We start from the raw sequence: 17575 nt of genomic DNA, 5'->3' as shown, positions 1-17575 counted from the left end.
AAATAGTTTTATTTTAGTTACTTACGTTTAAAATAAGCTCGCGTAGATTCGATGATAAACAGTATAAGAGAATAAAGTGGATTTATAGCTTTTGTAGTTTCTTCTAATACATATATGTAATCAGATTTGTAGTGCTCAACGGCTTCTTCACTAGTCTTTGCATAAATAATATCATCTAAAACTTCATAATTTTGAGAGAGTAAAATCTCCTTTTCTTTATGAAATGTCGATGATGACATGTCAAGAAATGTAAATTGACTTCTGTCGTTATTAAGTGTGAAAAACTGAAATTTAATCGTCATAATTATTCCTTTATATTTCACCAGCGTATGAAAATTGAAAAACGAAAGTTTGAGTAATAAGCTTTTGGTGTTGTTATATATTGAAATAATATTTAATTTATTGTTTTATGATTAAATTAACCTATAAAGGTATGTCTCTATCCTATGTGATTAATAACTAGGCATACAAGGGGAGCCCTCAGTTTAATTTGTAAGTGGATGTAAATAATCCAGTGTTGTTAGAACTGTGATTAAAGGGATGCGCTCAATTAATATTACTTTTTATATTGTTGGTGAATAAAATTTATCGTAATGATAAAAATCCGTGTTTTTTAACAGGCGTCAATTACTATACTATCCGCGCCAGTTAATAACCCTACACGGTATAAGATATTGGCAACAATCACTTCTACAGCGCTGTATACAGATCTATCTTCTTACTACGATTTAATGTGTGCTGATATTAATTATCAAGCTCAAGCCGAGTCTATTCGTCGCCTTCACCAGCTTTTTGGTAATAAAGGTACGCGACATCTAGATCTAGCCTGTGGTACAGGCCCTCATGTTCGTCACTTTATTGACCATGGCTTTCAAAGTACTGGTTTAGATATCAATCAGCCAATGCTGGATCTAGCAAAGCTTCGCTGTCCAGAAGCCTCCTTTGTTTTGCAGAATATGTGTGAATTTAACGTTGATCAGCCATTGGATTTGATCACCTGTTTCTTGTATTCCATTCATTACAGCGATGGTCTTGCCAATTTAACGCGTTGTATTGAAAGTGCACATGCGGCGTTAAAAGAAGATGGTATATTTTGTTTCAATGCGGTTGAAAAGAACTTAATCAACAACAGTTACTTTGTCAGCCACAGTGTTGAACATGATAACAGCCGCTTTACTTTCAGCTCTGGTTGGTATTATCAAGGTGAAGGTGAAAAACAAGCGCTGAAATTGAGTATTGAAAAAGCGGATACACTCAATACTGAAATTTGGCATGATGAGCATCCAATGGTTGCGGTGAGCTTTATTGAACTTCAAGCGCTACTTGAGCCATATTTTGATGTTCATATGTTTGAACATGATTACGAGAAACTAATTCCTTGGAATGGGGAATCAGGTAATGCGATCGTCGTGTGTGTGAAGAAGTAACGATTAAAGGGTCATCCAGCAGTGATTAATGGTTACTGTTGGGTAACCCGTTTTAGATTCTATACGTTTGTGTTTTCCTATCTATTTTATTGGATTACATCAATTAATACTGAAATCATATCAAGAAAAGTCACATATTCGTCTATAAAAACACACTAACGAATATAGGGTGATGAATAAAATGAAGCATGTCGAAAATAAATTGGGCTTATGTATTGCCTGCATTATTTTAGTTTGTGTGGTTGCAGCAATAGGACACTCAACTAATACGCCGTGGTTACAGATGCCGCTTGAAGCATTCAATGGCATTGCTTTTAGCTTTGGTTATTTCTTTCGTTTATCTGCTGTGTGGTCGCATGCATGTAGCAGTGTCTTTTTGATGGTGTTGTTTGTTATCAGCTTTTGGCTTGGAAAAGCTTTAGTCAGTTTTTGCATCGTCAGCTCTAAGCAACTAAGAAAAAGAAATAAAGAAAGCAAATAAACGCAAGTAGAATTGCTGAAATTATTGGATATATAATATAACCATCGTCTATTCGATTGGCGCGATGGAAACAAAAAAAAGCAAGTAGTCCATTATAGAAAATCAACAATAAGCTAATAACTGTACCCGCCCTTAAATTTAGGGCCGACAGTTGAAACAGAAAAAAAGACAGCAGTATATAGTCGATAACAATTAACCAAAGAAAGGTTTTTTGTAAGTTATCAGCTTTCCGCTGTTTTAATTCTGTATAATTCATTAGTTAAATATCCACTAAAAAAGTATCGTTTTATGCTGGGTACGTTGACCATATTAATAAAATATAACTTAAAAGTTAGACATAGTTGGTGGCGCACTTTTCGTTGTTGGTATTGAAAGGTTTATTAAGTCACTTCGCAATACGGGTTTCTTTAAACGCGTATCATCTTGTGCTTTTATAATACTTTCTGGAGCACCTTTTCCAAATAGCGCATCTACAACATTAGCTGCAGATGTGGTCAAGACAAATAGTTCTATACGACGATTTTCACTGGCACTTGGATCTTGTTTATTTAATAGCGCTCGCTCTGCCATGCCCGCGACTTGCAAAACTCGATCACTTGGCATGCCGCCTGATATCAATGTTTGTCTCGCAACATTTGCACGTGACGAAGAGAGTTCCCAATTTGTTTGGCGACTAAATCGATTTTTAAATTGTGTGGCGTCAGTATGACCACTGATAATAATTGAATTACTTATCTGTTTGAAAATAGGAGCGATAGTGAGCAAGACATCCTCAAAAAAAGGCGTTAAATTCGCATTACCTCGATGAAACATATTTTGTTTAAAATCATCTTGTAAAGTAACTCTTAATCCTTGTGGAGTAATATCAATTGCAATATTGCCTTGTGCTGAAACCTGTTTAGCAGTCTCTTCAACAACAGATGCTAAAATGGAAAGTTGTTCTTGAGTTTCAAAACTACCAGGGATTAAAGCATCACTTTCTGGACCGTTACCATTACCATTGTAAATAGACTTCATTGTCATAGCGGCATTTTGAGCACTCATATCGGCTGCATCACCGCCAAAATCAATAGGGGATGGGCTATTGTCAGTATCGAAAGGATTGCCAGAACCTTCATCAAAAACACTGGAGTTATTAAAGTAAGCAACAATAGCTGTTCGCTCTTTTTCGTCAACAACTTGCAAAAGCCAAAGCACTAGAAAAAGTGCCATAAGAGCAATCATAAAATCAGCAAAAGCGACTTTCCATGCGCCACCGTGTTGTTGATGTGAATGTCGTTTTACTGCACGTTTAAAGACGATCTGCTCTGTGTTCTGCATTATACCTCCTGTTCAGTTAGCCACTTCTCCATTTCGTTAAATGTAGGTTTAATGTCTAGCTGAATATGTTTTCTTCCTGCGTCAATAGCTAATAAGGTCGGCTTTTTAGCGACATAGGCGACAAGTGTTGCTCTTATACATTCAAATGCCGACATATTGCGTTTAACACGCTGTGCCATGGCATTACTGGCAGGATCAAGAATGCAATAACAGCCAAAAATCCCAAGAAAAGTACCGACTAATGCGGCTGCAACGTGATAGCCAATCATGGCGATAGAGCCATCAATGGCTTGCATGGTAATAATTATCCCCATCACCGCTGCCAAAATACCAAATCCAGGTAAGGCTTCTGCGGTGCGTTGCATAGAACGCGAAGGCAAGAGTAAGTCTTCTTCTATTGCACTGATTTCTTGTTCTAATAACCCTTCAAGTTCATAAGGCGACATTTGTCCCATTGCCATTAAACGTAAATTGTCTGTAATGAAAGAAATAACATGATGATCGTTCTTAATGAGAGGGTAACGATTGAAAATTGTGCTGCTTTGAGGCGACTCAATATGCTCATCGAGTGCTTTAAAACCTTTATTACGAACGGTATCAAGCAAGGTTTGTAGTAATGCCATCAATTCCATGTAGTACTGAGCCTCATTATTACGAGGCGAGAGTATTTGACGAAATTGTTGGCGCATTTCCTTTAATACATGCGGTGGATTACCAATGATCAAGGATCCCAAAGTTGCTCCGGCAATAATTAACAATTCAGCAGGTTGCCAAATAGCACGTAAATTTCCGCCAGCCCAAACATAGCCACCAAATACACAAATAATAATGATGATGGCACCGATAAACTTTTGCATATACAGCTCCTAAGCCGATAAAGAGTGATTGAGGGATTTCAGTGCTTGTTTATGCAGCTGACAAATACGGGGTGGAGTAAGGTCTAGCACTAATGCGATCTCATGCAGATTTAGCTCATGTTGATAAAACAGGGTCAGCAACAACTGCTCTCGTCTTGATAATTGTGTTAAAGCATATTCCAGTGTGCGACGCATATGTTCATGTTCAACACCGTTATATTCCAGCGGTGCATCTAGCTCTTTACCTGCCTCTAACAGTTGGTCAAGGCTTTGCATTTCACTTGCCATACAGGCTTGTAAACGTAGCTGATAATTTTCACTATCAATGCCAAGTGCAGACGTGATCTCAGCTTCTGTTGGCTGTCGGCCAAGTTGCTTCATTAAGTCACGGGTGATGTCATTAAGCTCATGAGCTTGCTGGCGTGTGTGACGTGAACGCCAATCTAGTCGTCTCAGTTCGTCTAAAATCGCACCACGAATACGACATACGGCAAAAGCAGGAAATTGAGGATCCTCGACATTTCCATAACGTCGCGCAGCTTCTAATAGTCCAATTAATCCAATTTGTTGCATGTCTTCATAACTGCAATGTGAGCTAGTATGGTGACGGAGTTGATTTACCACGCGCTTCACTAAAACAAGGTGATTACGGATTAATAAATCTTCATCAATATGATGCTGTTGCGGCGATGGAGCTGTATCTAGGTCATAGTGAGTGGTTGGGTTGTGATCAAGCATACTCACCTCATTATTGAATGACGTATTTGGTAAAAAGCACATCATCGATATCACGAGCGAACGTAGTATTGGCAAAGGCAGCGGTCAGGGTTTGTTTTACTTCTTGCTGTAATTGATCGATAGATTGCTGGTTTTGTAACTCTTCGTACTTTTTCTTACTGAACATTTTGAGTAATGCATTGCGAACGAGCGGCATGTAGCTATCGATTTGTTTCATACGTTCGGGATAGTGGGTTTGTACGGCAAGTTCAATCATCACATAATGAGATTGACGTTCTCCTTTTACGCTTACGATGACTTTATCGAGAGGATGAAAGGCAGGTTGTGCCGTGGCTTTTGGTTCAGATTGAAATAATGTTGTGAACCATGTGTTCGTATTTGCGGAGGACTTATTTTGTTGGCTATACCATAGAGTAGCGCTAAAAGTGACGACAGCAACAATAATGCTTATCAGCAATATGATTAAGAGATTAGTAAACGTTTTTTTATTAGTCATCATCCTGATCCTAAATAAGAAAAATTATGCGAGCGTAGATAACCAATGCTCATTGGTTGTCGATGTTTCAACGTCTGATGATGACGAGGAAGTGATTACCCTATGATCGTTATCATCTTGGGTTGAATGTTGTGCGGTTTGATCTGAATGGGAATGTTGCTTGTCATGACTGATGTTGACGTCGACACTGACAAACTGCTGTTGGAGATCATGACGTAAACGTTCTGATACTTGGTTAAGTGCATCACGTACTGCATTGTTATTGGCACTGATTTGAACATTCAACTTATCGCCATCCATTTTGACGATCAGATCAAGTTTGCCAAGATCAGGTGGATCTAAACGAATACGTGCTTCTTGCATGTTTTGTGTCGCTTGAAGAGAAACGCGATCTTGAAGAATATTCAGCATTTTCTCACCCCATTGTGGAGATTGAGGATCAATACTTATAGGAGCCCAATTCACACGATTAACCGTTATGTTGGTTTGTGTTTGTGCCTGAGCAGATAAAACTTGTTCGACTGCTGTAAGGTTTTGAACCGATTGTGCAGCGGGCATTTCACCATTGAAAACCGGTGTTTTTACCGTGTTCAACGATGAGATTTTTTCTAAGGCTAAACTTGGTAGTGAAGTTATTGTTAGTGGTGTTATTACTTCCTTAATAGGATTGTTTGCATGGTTAATCGCTGATATTTTGACACCGTCAAGCACTCGATGAGAGCTTGGTATTACACTCGTAAGAACTGGTTGCTGCTTAAATAAAGCAGGGGACAGTGAGCTTGTAGCTGTCGGTATATCTGGCAGTTTAGCAAGGTGATCAAGTGAAAAACCACCAACGATTGAAGTGGTTATATTGGCTTCAATTTCACTAGGCGGTTCAGGCAGCAATGCTTGATGTTGCGACATTGTTGTTGGGTCTCGCTGTTCAAGATCTGTTGCATTTGCATTGCCTAATAGCAGCTCTGGTAAAGTACTTTCGCCTTGCTGGGAAAATGTTTGTAATGTTTTCGAGAAACCTTCTTGCTCTAATGTAGCGTCTGAGAGTTCATCAAGCATCCCTGCTTGTTTGATATCAGATGATGACGATACATTGTCAATTTTGGTGAGCGCAGTATTAATTAACATCGTTCACTCCTTACCGTTGGTTGACTGATAAGCGTCAAGGCGTTCTTTTTCCTTGTCAGCAGTTGCTATTTTTTGTTGCAGTATTTGTTGTGCTTGTTGTAACGCAAGATATGCTTGGCGATGTGCAGCCATTAACGCTGCTATTTGTACTTGCTGTTGCGCTGTTTTAGGTTTCGATTTTAGCGGTAATAACAGCGTACGTAACACATCATCAAGCTGCTGTAAGCGAGACCAATTTTCAGTCTCAGCAGCTTGCTGAATTTTTGCGGTGAGCATGTTGAGCGATATGGAATTATTTGGCTGCATGCTGTCCAAACCCTTGCCAGCCTTCTCGAATGTTGTTCATCACTAAAGTGACATTATCGAGGTGGGAGATATCGTTTTTGATACTTGCTTGGTAAAGTTCAAGTTGACAAAATTCATAAAGGTCATGCAAGTTGGCTGCAACTTCGCCGCCAAGTTCCAAATCTAATGCACTATCTAGCCCAATTAATATATTCATGCATTTATTAATACTGATCCCTTTAGCGTCCAATCGTTTGGCTTCGATATGTCCTTGTGCACGGATAAGTTCATCTTGAAAGCCATCGATCAGCATCAAAACCAATTGATGGGGGGAAGCTGAAGCGGCTTGTGCATCCAAGTCGACTTGTTGATATGAATTAAAACCTGCATCTTGCATTAACATTGTTGTACTCCTTTTAACCAAATAAGCCTTGGGTTTGCTGCATTTGGGTCATGATTTGATTCATCTGGGTGAATTGTTTGAGGTAGCGGGTGTAAGTCATGTCGTATTTACGATCGAGAGCGACTTGTTTATCGTCGATACGGTCGATGTTGCTCCGTAATGCTTCTTTGCGAGAAGTGAACATCCCTGAAGAGAACTGGAGAAAAGGTTTGAGTGAATCCTCTAATGAATCGAGTAAATTTCCGTCGCCGTTAAACATGGACTCAATGGTCGCCCCCATGGTTTGTTGTGCGTTTTTAAAGCTATCTTTATCGACTTCGAGTTTGCCTTCGCGATTAAGGCTAATCCCAATTTCTGACAATCTTTTTCCTTCAAATTGATCACGTAATAAATTGTTTAATTGTGATTCAATAGATCGAAGGGTAGGGTCATTCGCTAGTGCTCCGCGTTTAGTGTCTGCTGATCCGGTCTGGGTATAACTATCAAGGGTACTCATCACCTTGTTATAGCTTTCTATGAAAGCGTTAACTTGCTCTAAAGTAGCGTCTTGATCGGTATCGATAGCCATGGAAAGAGCAGGGTCACCAGAGGTTTGTGCTTTGGTTGCAGTGATATCAATACCATCAATGACATTTGAAAATGTATTACTGCTGTTGGTCAGTTTTAAGCCGGTAGTTTCAGCACCGAGCCAAATCACTGCGTCTTGTGGTGCACTTATTTCAGTTAAGTTAGTAAAAGCATCATCAAACCATGTTGTGCCTGTGCTTGCGCTAACACTTAAAGTATTTGCAACGCCCGTTTCGGTGCTTGATAGCATAAAATGAGTTTGCCCACTGGTACGAACTAGCGTGGCATTGACTCCGGGGTTATCGGGGTGGTTATTAATCGCCGTTGTGAGCTCTGATATCGTGGATTGCCCATCACCATCGCTATCTATTGTCGACAGATCGAGATCAAGGGTTTGACCATCAATAGTGAATGAAAGTGTTCCTGTGTTAGGTACTGACGTTGTTGAATCTAAATTCGCTGGCATCCCTGTTTTTACCTGGTGCGCACTGGCAATTTGTTCAACAAAGATCTGATAACTGCCACTTAACGCTTGAGCATTCGCATTAACCGTAAAATGATTGTCGTCACTCAACGTGGCTTTATTTTGAATAATACTGGTTGTTGAGCTGTTAATGTCCTGAATCGTTGAGCGAAAATCACGTAGGGCAGATTCTACTTTTCCCAGTGCAGTTAATTGGCTTTGGTATTTATCTGCTTGAAATTGGGCGCGTTGTTGGAATTTTTGTGTATCTGCCGTTGCAAGGTTACGTGCCATTTGCGCTGGATCAATTGTATTCATCTAATGCTCCTTAAGTGACTAGCTATATTCGCAAGAGCCATGCCAAAAAAACTTCTATATAAATCATTTAAAAACAGTTGGTTATGATTGTTAGATTAGGTGGCGGAAAAGTGACTTCCGTTTGTTATTTCCTGCTTTATTCCTATGTTCCGTCAACCAACAGCTTGATTTACTAAATTCCGATTTATTGACATCTACTGGTTACAAAAAAGCCTCCACGAAGGAGGCTTAGGAGAAAGAAAACAAAGTTTAGCGAAGTAGTGACATTGCCATACCCGGTAACTGGTTAGTTTGTGAAAGTACAGTCGTACCCGCTTGCATTAACATTTGGTTTTTAGTCATGCTTGAAGATTCCACTGCAAAGTCAGCATCAACAATACGACCTTTGGCTGCAGATACATTCTCAACCATGTTGCCTAGGTTAGTGATGGTGTGGTCAAGGCGGTTAATGTTGGCACCCAGTGCAGAACGTGCATCACCAATTTCTTTCAGTAAACCTGCTTCACCGTTAGCACCTGTTAGAGTATTTAGTGCTGTTTGTGCGTTGGCTTCAGAAGTCAAATCACCTAGAGTTAATGCGCCTCCAAGACCAATGGTTGCATTCACTGCTTGTACTTCAGTAGATACATCAACCGCAAGTTGATCACCTGATTGAGTACCAATTTGGAAGTTAACTGCGGCTGCACCAAATGAGCCGGCATCGGTTAATATATCTTGTCCACCGAAGCTGGTTGATGCCATTACGTTGGCAAGCTCTTCACCAAGCTGTTGGAATTCTGCATCAAGCGCTGTTCGGTCGTTTGCTGATACTGTGCCGTTTGATGCCTGTGTTGCAAGGTCATTCATGCGGTATACGATGTTAGTCATTTCATCAAATGCACCTTCAGCGGTTTGCATCATTGAAATACCGTCTTGCGAGTTACGCATAGCTACTGACATGCCACGAGTTTGCGCATCTAGACGAGTTGCGATTTGAAGACCAGCAGCATCATCTGCGGCTGAATTTACACGGTAACCAGTACTTAAACGTTCCATTGCTGTGTTTAACAAATTGCTAGTATTGCTCAGTGTATTTTGTGTAACCAGTGATGCGTAATTGGTGTGCATAGATAGAGCCATGATAGTTCTCCTTGTAATCAATCTATCGAGGTATTTCCTGCTCAATGTATCTATGCGGTCAGTTGGAAAAGATCATTAATTTTTATTTTTAATATTTTCAAAAAATAACAGAATAGGGGGATAAATTTGATATTGAGCCAAATAAATGAGGTTTTCTTATTAATTATTAATATTATTAGATAAGAAAACTTCATTAATCTTTAAAGGGCTGTTGAGGTATAAAAGTCATGGTTTTTTATTTAATTATTATTCGCTACGTGTTTTTTCATTGATACTGATATCGGTATATCACTGACGTAACCGAAATAATATTGCGCACCAAGTAGTCGATATTGTTTTAACTCATGCTGGCTACCCACCCGTCCCGCAATAAATAAAGTGTTGTTTTTACGTATAAAGCGGATGACAGGAATCAGACCTGAACGTTTATGGTCGTCATTAAGAATATGGGATGTTTTAATTGCGTCAGGTTTAATGTTATTTATTGTCTCTAAATAGCGGGTGGGTGGAATAATATCTATCCAGAGTTTTACTGCTTTCTTTTTTAATGATTCTAAATTTGCATTCAATGTCATCATGTTATGGCATTCACTATTTTCCATGTCATGAAGCTGAACACAGGGAATAATGTATTGCATAGCAACGGAATGATGTTGAAATACCTGATTAATAAAGCCTTGTCCAATAGGCCATGATAGCGTTTCTGAGTTTATCGGGACCACCAACGGATTAATAATATCTTTATGGAAAGTCGATAGCTGAAACTCAATATGGCGGATGGCTAAATATAAGCTGTAGAGATCAAACAAAAACTGTACAGGTTTAGAAACATCAAATTGGTAAACACTTTGTTCGTTATTGCTACCAAAACGTAATGTTAGATGTTGGTAGGTAACTTGATTGGTGGTGGTTTCACGAATTGCCTGACACACATGACGAACATCGTTTTGCTCGAATGCATCAAGTAGGATCGCATCGTCGTTATTGCGGGTTAACGATGGGACAATACTTTGAATATAACTGTAAAGTTCGTCCATCGTGTTTAATGTGTGTTGAATTGTCATAGAGCGTCCTCGTTCTATTTCACGGGAATGGATTAACCTAAGTTGCCAATAATATTGATATTCTTATTTTCAGGAACTTCGTTATAAGACAATACCGCTAAGCCTTGGGCGAAAGTTCGCGCATAGCGAGATAGCAGTGGCCGTAATTGTGGCATCACGAGTAAAACAGGGGCAGCACCTTGTTGTTTTAACTGTTGCTTCGCAAGTGGCATATTTTGTTGAAATTGGCTTAAAATATTCGGTTCAATCGGAAAACTATCTAACATTACATTGCCACTGGCTTGTGCCTGTTGAAGTGATGTCAATAACATTTGCTCAAGTTCATCTGATAGGGCATACACGTTAAGATCTTTCTTATCACCATTGAGTAGGTTCACCAAGGTACGGCGTAAGCTGCAACGCACATCAGCAGCAATTAAGATTGGGTCTTTGGTGTTTTCAGATGCTTCTAACATGGTATTGGCAATGGTACGGATATCTTTAAGTGGCACTTGATCGATTAGTAATTGGCGATACACCTTAAGTTGCTGAGCGGGCGTTAATGCAGCACTTAAACTTTCAGCCAATTTGGGGGCCTGCTGCGCCAAACGTTGATTAATAAAATCCACATCATCATGGGTAAACAAATCGGATAAATGCACTTTCATCACTTTACTTAAGTGAGTAGCAATTACCGTTGCATCATCAACCACTTGGTAACCCATGTTCAAGGCCTTTGCTTTGTTGCTATTTTCAATCCATACCGCAGGAAGTTGATAAGCAGGATCATGTCCAAGGATGCCATCTATTTCACCATAGGTATCACCCACGGCAATGGCCATTAAACGTTCAGGCTCAATGCTACCTTGTTCAATGATCTCGCCATGAACGGCAATAGTATAGTGATTCGGCTTTAAGCTAAGGTTGTCGCGAATATTTACTTCAGGCAGTAAATAGCCGACTTGTTCAGAGAGATTTTTTCGAACCCCCCGAATACGTTGGGTGAGTGGCGCGCCTTGTTCTTTATTAACCAGGTGGACTAAACGAAAACCGAGCGATAACGACATACTTTGAACATGAGGAATATCATCCCATGTTAATGGCGTTTCGTGGTCGAGTTGCATGGCTTGAGAAACGGCTTCAACCTCATCAAGTTGCTGGTGGTGGTGAGGCTTTTTATACTGTCGCCAGCCCGCAAAGGCTAACACTGCGGCAAAGCTGAAAAATGCCAAGTGCGGCATGCCTGGCACAATACCTATGATTGCCATCACAGATGCCACAGTGAATAATGTCGCAGGTGAGGCAAGCAATTGGTTCTGCATAGCTTGCGTCATATCATCATCGCTATCATTAATGCGAGTCACAATAATAGCGGCAGAGGTTGCTAACAGCAGTGAAGGAATTTGCGCGACAAGACCATCACCAATGGTCAGTAAGGCGTAAGTTTTAAAAGCATCAGAAGCGCTGAGTCCGTATTCAAAAACACCGATACTGATACCACCGATGATATTGATAAATAGGATCAATAAACCTGCAATGGCATCACCACGAACGAACTTTGAAGCACCGTCCATTGAACCGTAAAAATCCGCTTCATTGGCAACATCACGACGGCGCTGTTTAGCTTGATTTTGGTCAATAATGCCAGCGTTTAAATCCGCATCTATCGCCATTTGTTTACCAGGTAGGGCATCGAGGGTGAAACGAGCTGCCACCTCAGAAATACGTTCACCACCTTTAGTGATAACCACAAAGTTGATGATCATTAAAATCACGAAAATCACCATACCCACAACATAGTTACCGCCAATAACGACTTCACCAAAAGCTTGGATCACTTTACCTGCTGAATCGCTACCATTGTGACCTTCCAGTAATACAATTCGTGTTGAGGCCACATTCAAAGTGAGTCGCATTAATGTTGCGACTAATAGAATGGTGGGAAAAACAGAAAAGTCTAACGGCCTTTTAGCTGTGGTACTGACTAACAATACCAAGATTGCCAAGACAATATTAAAGGTGAATAAGGCATCGAGCAGCATAGGAGGCAGTGGCAAAATCACCATTGCCAGGATCATCAGTAAGGCGATAGGAATACCGATATAACCTTTACTCGACTGTTTGAGAGTTGTGAGCCAATTTAACATGAGAAGTCCTTCATCCAATCCGGTAAAAATGCGCTGAAATTAATGCTGTAAATGTTTTGGGATAATAAAATTAGGTAACGTTTGTGGTTGATTTCCTTTACCTTTTCGAAAGGCTTTAAGCTGTAAAACATAAGTTAATATATGAGCTACGGCGACATAGAGTTGACTTGGGATCGCTTGCTCAATTTGGGTACTGTGATAAATCGCACGCGTTAATGGCGGTGAATGTAAGATCTCAACATCGTGTTGTTTGGCGATGGTTTGAATATGCATTGCCGTTTCGTCTATGCCTTTTGCTACCACAAAGAGCGCTTCAGACAGCGTAGTATCGTATTTAATCGCAACGGCATAATGGGTTGGATTAACGATCACCACATCAGCTTTAGGCACTGCTTTATCAATTTGTCTACGAGCGAATTGTTGTTGAATTTGACGAATGCGTTGCTTGATCTCAGGATTACCTTCATTCGTTTTAAATTCCTCCTTAAGTTCTTGTTTCGTCATTTTTAGTTCTTTGGCGTGCTCCCACTTTTGGTACGGAATATCGATTAAACCAAAAAGAAACAGCGCGATACCCATTAGCAAAATGCCATGAAAGAGAATGGTCATAATTAACGATACGCCTTGCTTAAGCGGTAAGTTTTGCATACCTAATAAGCGACTTAAGTTGGTATCAAGGTAGAGATATAACAGCAGAAAAATCACACACACTTTGAGTGTTGATTTTAAAAGTTCGACCAAAGAACGAGTTGAAAACATCCGTTTTATCCCTGCAATAGGATCAATTTTTGATAATTTTGGCAATATGCCTGCAGGGTAGAATAGCCAACCACCAATCAGTAAACTGCTGGCGATAGCGGTGATTAGAATTAATCCAAATAATGGCAGTAGTAATTGAATGATAATGGCTAAGCTTGTGCCTAACGCTTCAATGGCAAGCCAAGGTGAGCGTAAATCATCACGAGACATTGTCATGTTTAATTTAAATACGCCATTAAGCGCTTGCCAAATAACGTCAATTTGGAAATAAAAGAAAACGATAACCGCAATAAAAATTGTGGCGGCAGTGAAGTCTTTTGCGCGTGGGATTTGACCCTGCTCACGGGCTTTTCGGATCTTCTGTGGGGTCGCTTTTTCAGTTTTATCTTGTGAAGTTGACTGACTCATGCACCCCCCGAAATATAAATTTGGAGCTGATCTAAGGTGTAATGGACTAATTCAGCATAGCGTGTAGGTACACCGCTAACTGAAATTAAGACACTAAATAAACCTAACAACATGGTCATAGGAAAACCGAGGGCGTAGACGTTTAAACTTGGCGCGGCGCGGTTCATTACCCCGAAACTTATATTAGCCAGAAGCATGGAAACAATGGCAGGTAAAGCAATCGCAAGCGCTGAACTGAACATCCAACCAAAAAGAGTGAGTATTTGCTTCACCGATGAAAGTGCTAAACCACTACCAACAGGCCAAGAGGTAAAGCTTTGAACCAAAATATCGATTACTAGCAAATGTCCATCTAAGGCAAGAAACAATAGGGTCGAAAAAAGTAAAAACATTCGCCCTAGAATAGCGACAGATACTCCATTAACGGGATCATTCATGATAGCCATACCTAATCCCATTTGTAGTGAAATGATCTGACCAAGTAGTGTCATAATTGAAAATAAGAAATGGATAATTAAGCCAAATAAAACTCCCCATATAGCTTGTTCAAACGCCAACATAAGTGCTGATAAAGAAAGTAAATCTGTAGTGGGCATCGCTGGCATAAGAGGAGCTGCAATAAAACTAATAGCAAGTGCTAACAAAGCGCGAACCCAAATAGGGATTAACGCATCACCGAAAAATGGCATGGCTAACATGGCAGCCCCAATGCGAAAAAACGGCCACCAAAACTGGGCGAGAAGGGCGTTTAGCTCTGCAAATGAGATTACCATTAGCCAATCATTCCCGGAATGTTATGAAATAAGTAATCAAATAACTCCATTAAGCGCCTCAGCATCCAATGTCCGGCAAAAATCACCATTAGCAACGTCATAATTAAACGGGGTAGAAAACTTAAGGTTTGCTCGTTGATCTGGGTCGCAGCTTGAAAAACGGCAATCACTAAACCGACTAATAAACCTGGTATTACTAACACCATCACCATATTGATGATGATCCACACCGCGTTAGAGAATAGGTTTACTGCTAGCTCTGGGGTCATCATTTACTCCTTTCTTTGCTTTATCCAAAGCTGGCAGATAACGAACCGACCGTCATGGTCCAGCCATCAGCAAGAACAAATACAATGAGTTTGAAAGGCAAAGAAATGATCAGTGGCGATAGCATCATCATACCCATTGCCATTAAAACACTGGCCACCACCAAATCGATGATCAGAAAAGGAATGAACAACATAAAGCCAATTTGAAACGCTGTTTTAAGCTCACTGATCACAAAAGCGGGGAGCACGATAGCAAAAGAAATATTCTCTACATCCTGATCTAGAGGTTCGTTGGCAATACGCATCATTTGCTCTAAAGCACTTTGATGGGTTTGTTTTAACATGAAATCACGAACAGGTTTTTCGGCAGTATCAAAGGCTTGTAAAAGAGTGATATCGCCATTGTCATAGGGGACAAAGGCATTATCGTATACATCAGTCCAGACCGGACGCATGATCAAAATGGTCAAAGAGAGAGCGATACCCACCAGTATTCTATTTGGTGGGCTTTGTTGTAAACCCAATGCTTGGCGCAAAATAGAAAGTACGATAATGATGCGGGTAAAACTGGTCGCCATTAACAGAAAGGCAGGGATAAAACTCAGTGCTGTCATTAACAACAAGATCTGTAATTTCACACTGTATTCTTGCTCGCCTTGATCATCTGTAACGGTCAAGAAGTTCAGCCCACTATTGGCTTCTGCAGCCGAAGAAAACAGTACGCCAAGAGCAATAAGCAACAATGTAAGCAAATACAAACAATGGCGCTGTTGACATGTTTTCGTCAGTAAGTGGTATCCCTGAGCGATCATTGGTTAACTATCCATGGTGTTAAGAGGTGATTCGACGACATCAATTAGCCGTAGGCCATATTTCTCATTGATCACAACCACTTCGGCATGGCCCATCAGCGAACCATTCACTTTCACATCAAGCGGCTCACCGTTGAGTTTATCTAGTTCAATAACACTGCCTTCACCGGCTTTCATTAACTCACCTAATGAGATTTCTGTGCTTGAGACTTCAAGAGTGACTGTTACGGGGATCTTTTTGAAAAAACTTAAGCTACGTTGTGACATGCTGTTATCGAGTTGAGGTGTTTCATCAAATTGTTCTAGCTGAAGATCGTCAAAATTAAGGTCATCACCATTAAATAGATCGGATTCGTTAATATCGCTCATGCTTATGTGTCCTTACTGGTATTGATGATTAAAACAAGTTGTCCGTTTTGCTCTGCGACATGGCCGTTAAATAAGTACTCTTGACCGATACTGATCGTTGAGGATTGCATTAAATCAATATCGAAGATATCACCGGGCTTTAGCTGCAATACTTGGTCCAAAGGCATCTGTTTTTCACATAAAACTGTGTTGAGTTTGACTTTGGTCGATTCAAGTTGCTGGCTAAAGAGCGCATTAAGTTCAGAGGTGGGTTGTAAGCCAATAACACTGGTTAATGTTTGAATTAATGCCGAATCAATACAGATAATAATGTCGCCAATCGTTTCTTCACAGGTAACGGAAAGTTGAATGACTAAGCCGATATCATCTGATAGTGAACTATCACAGGCTTGCCACATCTCTTCAGGTGCTACCTGGGCTGAAAAAAGTTGTCCTATCCGTTCTTGTAAACGTAAATCACTTTTTGTAATCACCTGACTCTTAACACTATTTAGGCGATTTACTGGCGAGTGATAAAAACGATCGGCGAGTGCAATAAGCAGCGGTGCAGAACAGCGGAAATTCATCATACCACCATCATTATGGGCCACCGTAAATGCTGTGTGTTGTCCCTGTTTTGGGGATTGAAAATCAATACTAGTAACCGACATCGTCAGTTCATGGGTTTTCACCCATTTTTGTATTTGGTCAGTCAACCCCAGCAATGAATCACTTAAAATATTAGCTAATTCATCTTTGATTATATGAATAGGTTTTCCTAGTAATTCCACATTCAATATGGGATATCTTTTGTCAAAATCTGATTTTATATATTCCATAGTTATCATAATTAAGTGGTTAAAAATAAAGTGTAGTTGATGTTTATTCGTAATATATAAATATGTTTATCGTGTTTATAACTATGAAGATATAAATTAAAAACATTTAAGATCAAAAATGTGACTTTAGTTCATACCATTAGGATTCGATGAAATAAAAATTGTTTTAATGTTTAAATTTAAAAAACTTCGATTATGATGAAATTAAACCAAATAATAATTAAAGGCTAACCACATGATTAATAATGAAATAACATTAGACTTTAGTATAATATTTAATCGTCATCATGATCGTCAAAAAAATGTCTTTAAAAGCGTCAAATAATATTTATTCGACTTGTTTTCTATTATTATTAAATAGATATATTCAAGTGTGAGAATATAATGGTTAAATATAAAATTGCTATTAAATTATTTGGCTATAATAAAGCATGAGATTAATAGGTAGAGGTGAGTGCTTATTATGACACTCATAAAACATACGGTTATTTTTATATCTTCAATTTTTATTGCTTTATTCGTTCCCATTAACACTGTCGCTAAAGAGTTATTTTTATCGATGGATCTTGTTTCGTGGT

At 39.6% G+C, this 17575-nt stretch carries 21 protein-coding genes; 2 read left to right on the top strand and 19 right to left on the bottom strand.

Annotation, left to right across the window (positions count from 1 at the left end; all coding sequences use genetic code 11):
- Window positions 1–17: 17 nt before the first annotated feature.
- Window positions 18–302 carry a hypothetical protein gene (locus SKA34_RS03640; RefSeq protein ID WP_006644158.1) on the bottom strand — a complete coding sequence of 95 codons (285 nt, stop codon included), beginning with the start codon at window positions 300–302 and terminating at the stop codon, window positions 18–20.
- A gap of 429 nt (window positions 303–731) precedes the next feature.
- On the opposite strand from SKA34_RS03640, the gene SKA34_RS03635 reads away from it, so the two are divergent.
- Window positions 732–1427, top strand: coding sequence for a class I SAM-dependent methyltransferase (locus tag SKA34_RS03635; protein WP_304412102.1), 696 nt, complete (start codon window positions 732–734; stop codon window positions 1425–1427).
- Window positions 1428–1599: 172 nt separating this feature from the next.
- Window positions 1600–1908 (top strand): hypothetical protein, encoded by a 309-nt coding sequence (locus SKA34_RS03630; RefSeq protein WP_157044467.1) that lies wholly within the window; start codon window positions 1600–1602, stop codon window positions 1906–1908.
- Here SKA34_RS03630 and SKA34_RS23470 read toward each other — a convergent pair.
- The 18 genes from SKA34_RS23470 to SKA34_RS03540 form a co-directional block, all read right to left on the bottom strand.
- Window positions 1871–2164 (bottom strand): hypothetical protein, encoded by a 294-nt coding sequence (locus SKA34_RS23470; protein ID WP_006644155.1) that lies wholly within the window; start codon window positions 2162–2164, stop codon window positions 1871–1873. The two genes, SKA34_RS03630 and SKA34_RS23470, sit on opposite strands and share 38 nt — an antisense overlap.
- 68 nt (window positions 2165–2232) lie before the next feature.
- Entirely contained in the window at window positions 2233–3228 is a 996-nt protein-coding gene (locus SKA34_RS03620) for a flagellar motor protein MotB (protein ID WP_006644154.1), read from the bottom strand.
- Window positions 3228–4085, bottom strand: coding sequence for a flagellar motor stator protein MotA (gene motA, locus SKA34_RS03615; protein WP_006644153.1), 858 nt, complete (start codon window positions 4083–4085; stop codon window positions 3228–3230). Before motA ends, SKA34_RS03620 begins: the two co-directional genes overlap by 1 nt.
- Window positions 4086–4094: 9 nt before the next feature.
- Window positions 4095–4823 (bottom strand): FliA/WhiG family RNA polymerase sigma factor, encoded by a 729-nt coding sequence (locus SKA34_RS03610; RefSeq protein WP_006644152.1) that lies wholly within the window; start codon window positions 4821–4823, stop codon window positions 4095–4097.
- A 10-nt stretch (window positions 4824–4833) separates the two neighbouring features.
- Window positions 4834–5319 (bottom strand): flagellar basal body-associated protein FliL, encoded by a 486-nt coding sequence (gene fliL, locus SKA34_RS03605; protein WP_006644151.1) that lies wholly within the window; start codon window positions 5317–5319, stop codon window positions 4834–4836.
- A 24-nt stretch (window positions 5320–5343) separates the two neighbouring features.
- The gene (locus tag SKA34_RS03600; protein ID WP_006644150.1) at window positions 5344–6444 is read right to left on the bottom strand and encodes a flagellar hook-length control protein FliK; all 1101 of its coding nucleotides are present in this window, start codon (window positions 6442–6444) and stop codon (window positions 5344–5346) included.
- Window positions 6445–6447: 3 nt separating this feature from the next.
- Complete coding sequence (locus SKA34_RS03595; RefSeq protein WP_006644149.1) at window positions 6448–6750, bottom strand: hypothetical protein; 303 nt, start codon at window positions 6748–6750, stop codon at window positions 6448–6450.
- The gene (gene fliS / locus SKA34_RS03590; RefSeq protein WP_006644148.1) at window positions 6737–7132 is read right to left on the bottom strand and encodes a flagellar export chaperone FliS; all 396 of its coding nucleotides are present in this window, start codon (window positions 7130–7132) and stop codon (window positions 6737–6739) included. Before fliS ends, SKA34_RS03595 begins: the two co-directional genes overlap by 14 nt.
- 13 nt (window positions 7133–7145) lie before the next feature.
- On the bottom strand, window positions 7146–8480 hold the full coding sequence (gene fliD, locus SKA34_RS03585) for a flagellar filament capping protein FliD (protein WP_006644147.1): 1335 nt from the start codon (window positions 8478–8480) through the stop codon (window positions 7146–7148).
- A gap of 249 nt (window positions 8481–8729) precedes the next feature.
- Window positions 8730–9599 carry a lateral flagellin LafA gene (gene lafA / locus SKA34_RS03580; protein ID WP_006644146.1) on the bottom strand — a complete coding sequence of 290 codons (870 nt, stop codon included), beginning with the start codon at window positions 9597–9599 and terminating at the stop codon, window positions 8730–8732.
- Window positions 9600–9838: 239 nt separating this feature from the next.
- Window positions 9839–10663 carry an EAL domain-containing protein gene (locus SKA34_RS03575; RefSeq protein ID WP_006644145.1) on the bottom strand — a complete coding sequence of 275 codons (825 nt, stop codon included), beginning with the start codon at window positions 10661–10663 and terminating at the stop codon, window positions 9839–9841.
- Between the two features lie 32 nt (window positions 10664–10695).
- Window positions 10696–12789: a flagellar biosynthesis protein FlhA gene (flhA, locus tag SKA34_RS03570; protein WP_006644144.1), complete on the bottom strand. Its 2094-nt coding sequence runs from the start codon at window positions 12787–12789 to the stop codon at window positions 10696–10698.
- 39 nt (window positions 12790–12828) lie between these two features.
- Window positions 12829–13956, bottom strand: a complete 1128-nt coding sequence (flhB, locus tag SKA34_RS03565; RefSeq protein ID WP_006644143.1) for a flagellar biosynthesis protein FlhB — start codon at window positions 13954–13956, stop codon at window positions 12829–12831.
- The gene (gene fliR, locus SKA34_RS03560; RefSeq protein ID WP_006644142.1) at window positions 13953–14729 is read right to left on the bottom strand and encodes a flagellar biosynthetic protein FliR; all 777 of its coding nucleotides are present in this window, start codon (window positions 14727–14729) and stop codon (window positions 13953–13955) included. Before fliR ends, flhB begins: the two co-directional genes overlap by 4 nt.
- Window positions 14729–14998 carry a flagellar biosynthesis protein FliQ gene (gene fliQ, locus SKA34_RS03555; RefSeq protein ID WP_006644141.1) on the bottom strand — a complete coding sequence of 90 codons (270 nt, stop codon included), beginning with the start codon at window positions 14996–14998 and terminating at the stop codon, window positions 14729–14731. Before fliQ ends, fliR begins: the two co-directional genes overlap by 1 nt.
- Before the next feature lie 20 nt (window positions 14999–15018).
- On the bottom strand, window positions 15019–15810 hold the full coding sequence (fliP, locus tag SKA34_RS03550; RefSeq protein ID WP_006644140.1) for a flagellar type III secretion system pore protein FliP: 792 nt from the start codon (window positions 15808–15810) through the stop codon (window positions 15019–15021).
- Between the two features lie 3 nt (window positions 15811–15813).
- On the bottom strand, window positions 15814–16179 hold the full coding sequence (fliN, locus tag SKA34_RS03545; protein ID WP_006644139.1) for a flagellar motor switch protein FliN: 366 nt from the start codon (window positions 16177–16179) through the stop codon (window positions 15814–15816).
- A gap of 2 nt (window positions 16180–16181) precedes the next feature.
- On the bottom strand, window positions 16182–16949 hold the full coding sequence (locus SKA34_RS03540; protein ID WP_232284207.1) for a FliM/FliN family flagellar motor switch protein: 768 nt from the start codon (window positions 16947–16949) through the stop codon (window positions 16182–16184).
- Window positions 16950–17575 lie beyond the last annotated feature (626 nt).

The organism is Photobacterium sp. SKA34 (assembly GCF_000153325.1).
Taxonomy (GTDB): Bacteria; Pseudomonadota; Gammaproteobacteria; order Enterobacterales; family Vibrionaceae; genus Photobacterium.
The sequence above is the reverse complement of the archived record's forward strand: the minus strand, read 5'-3'. Positions and strand labels throughout refer to the sequence as shown.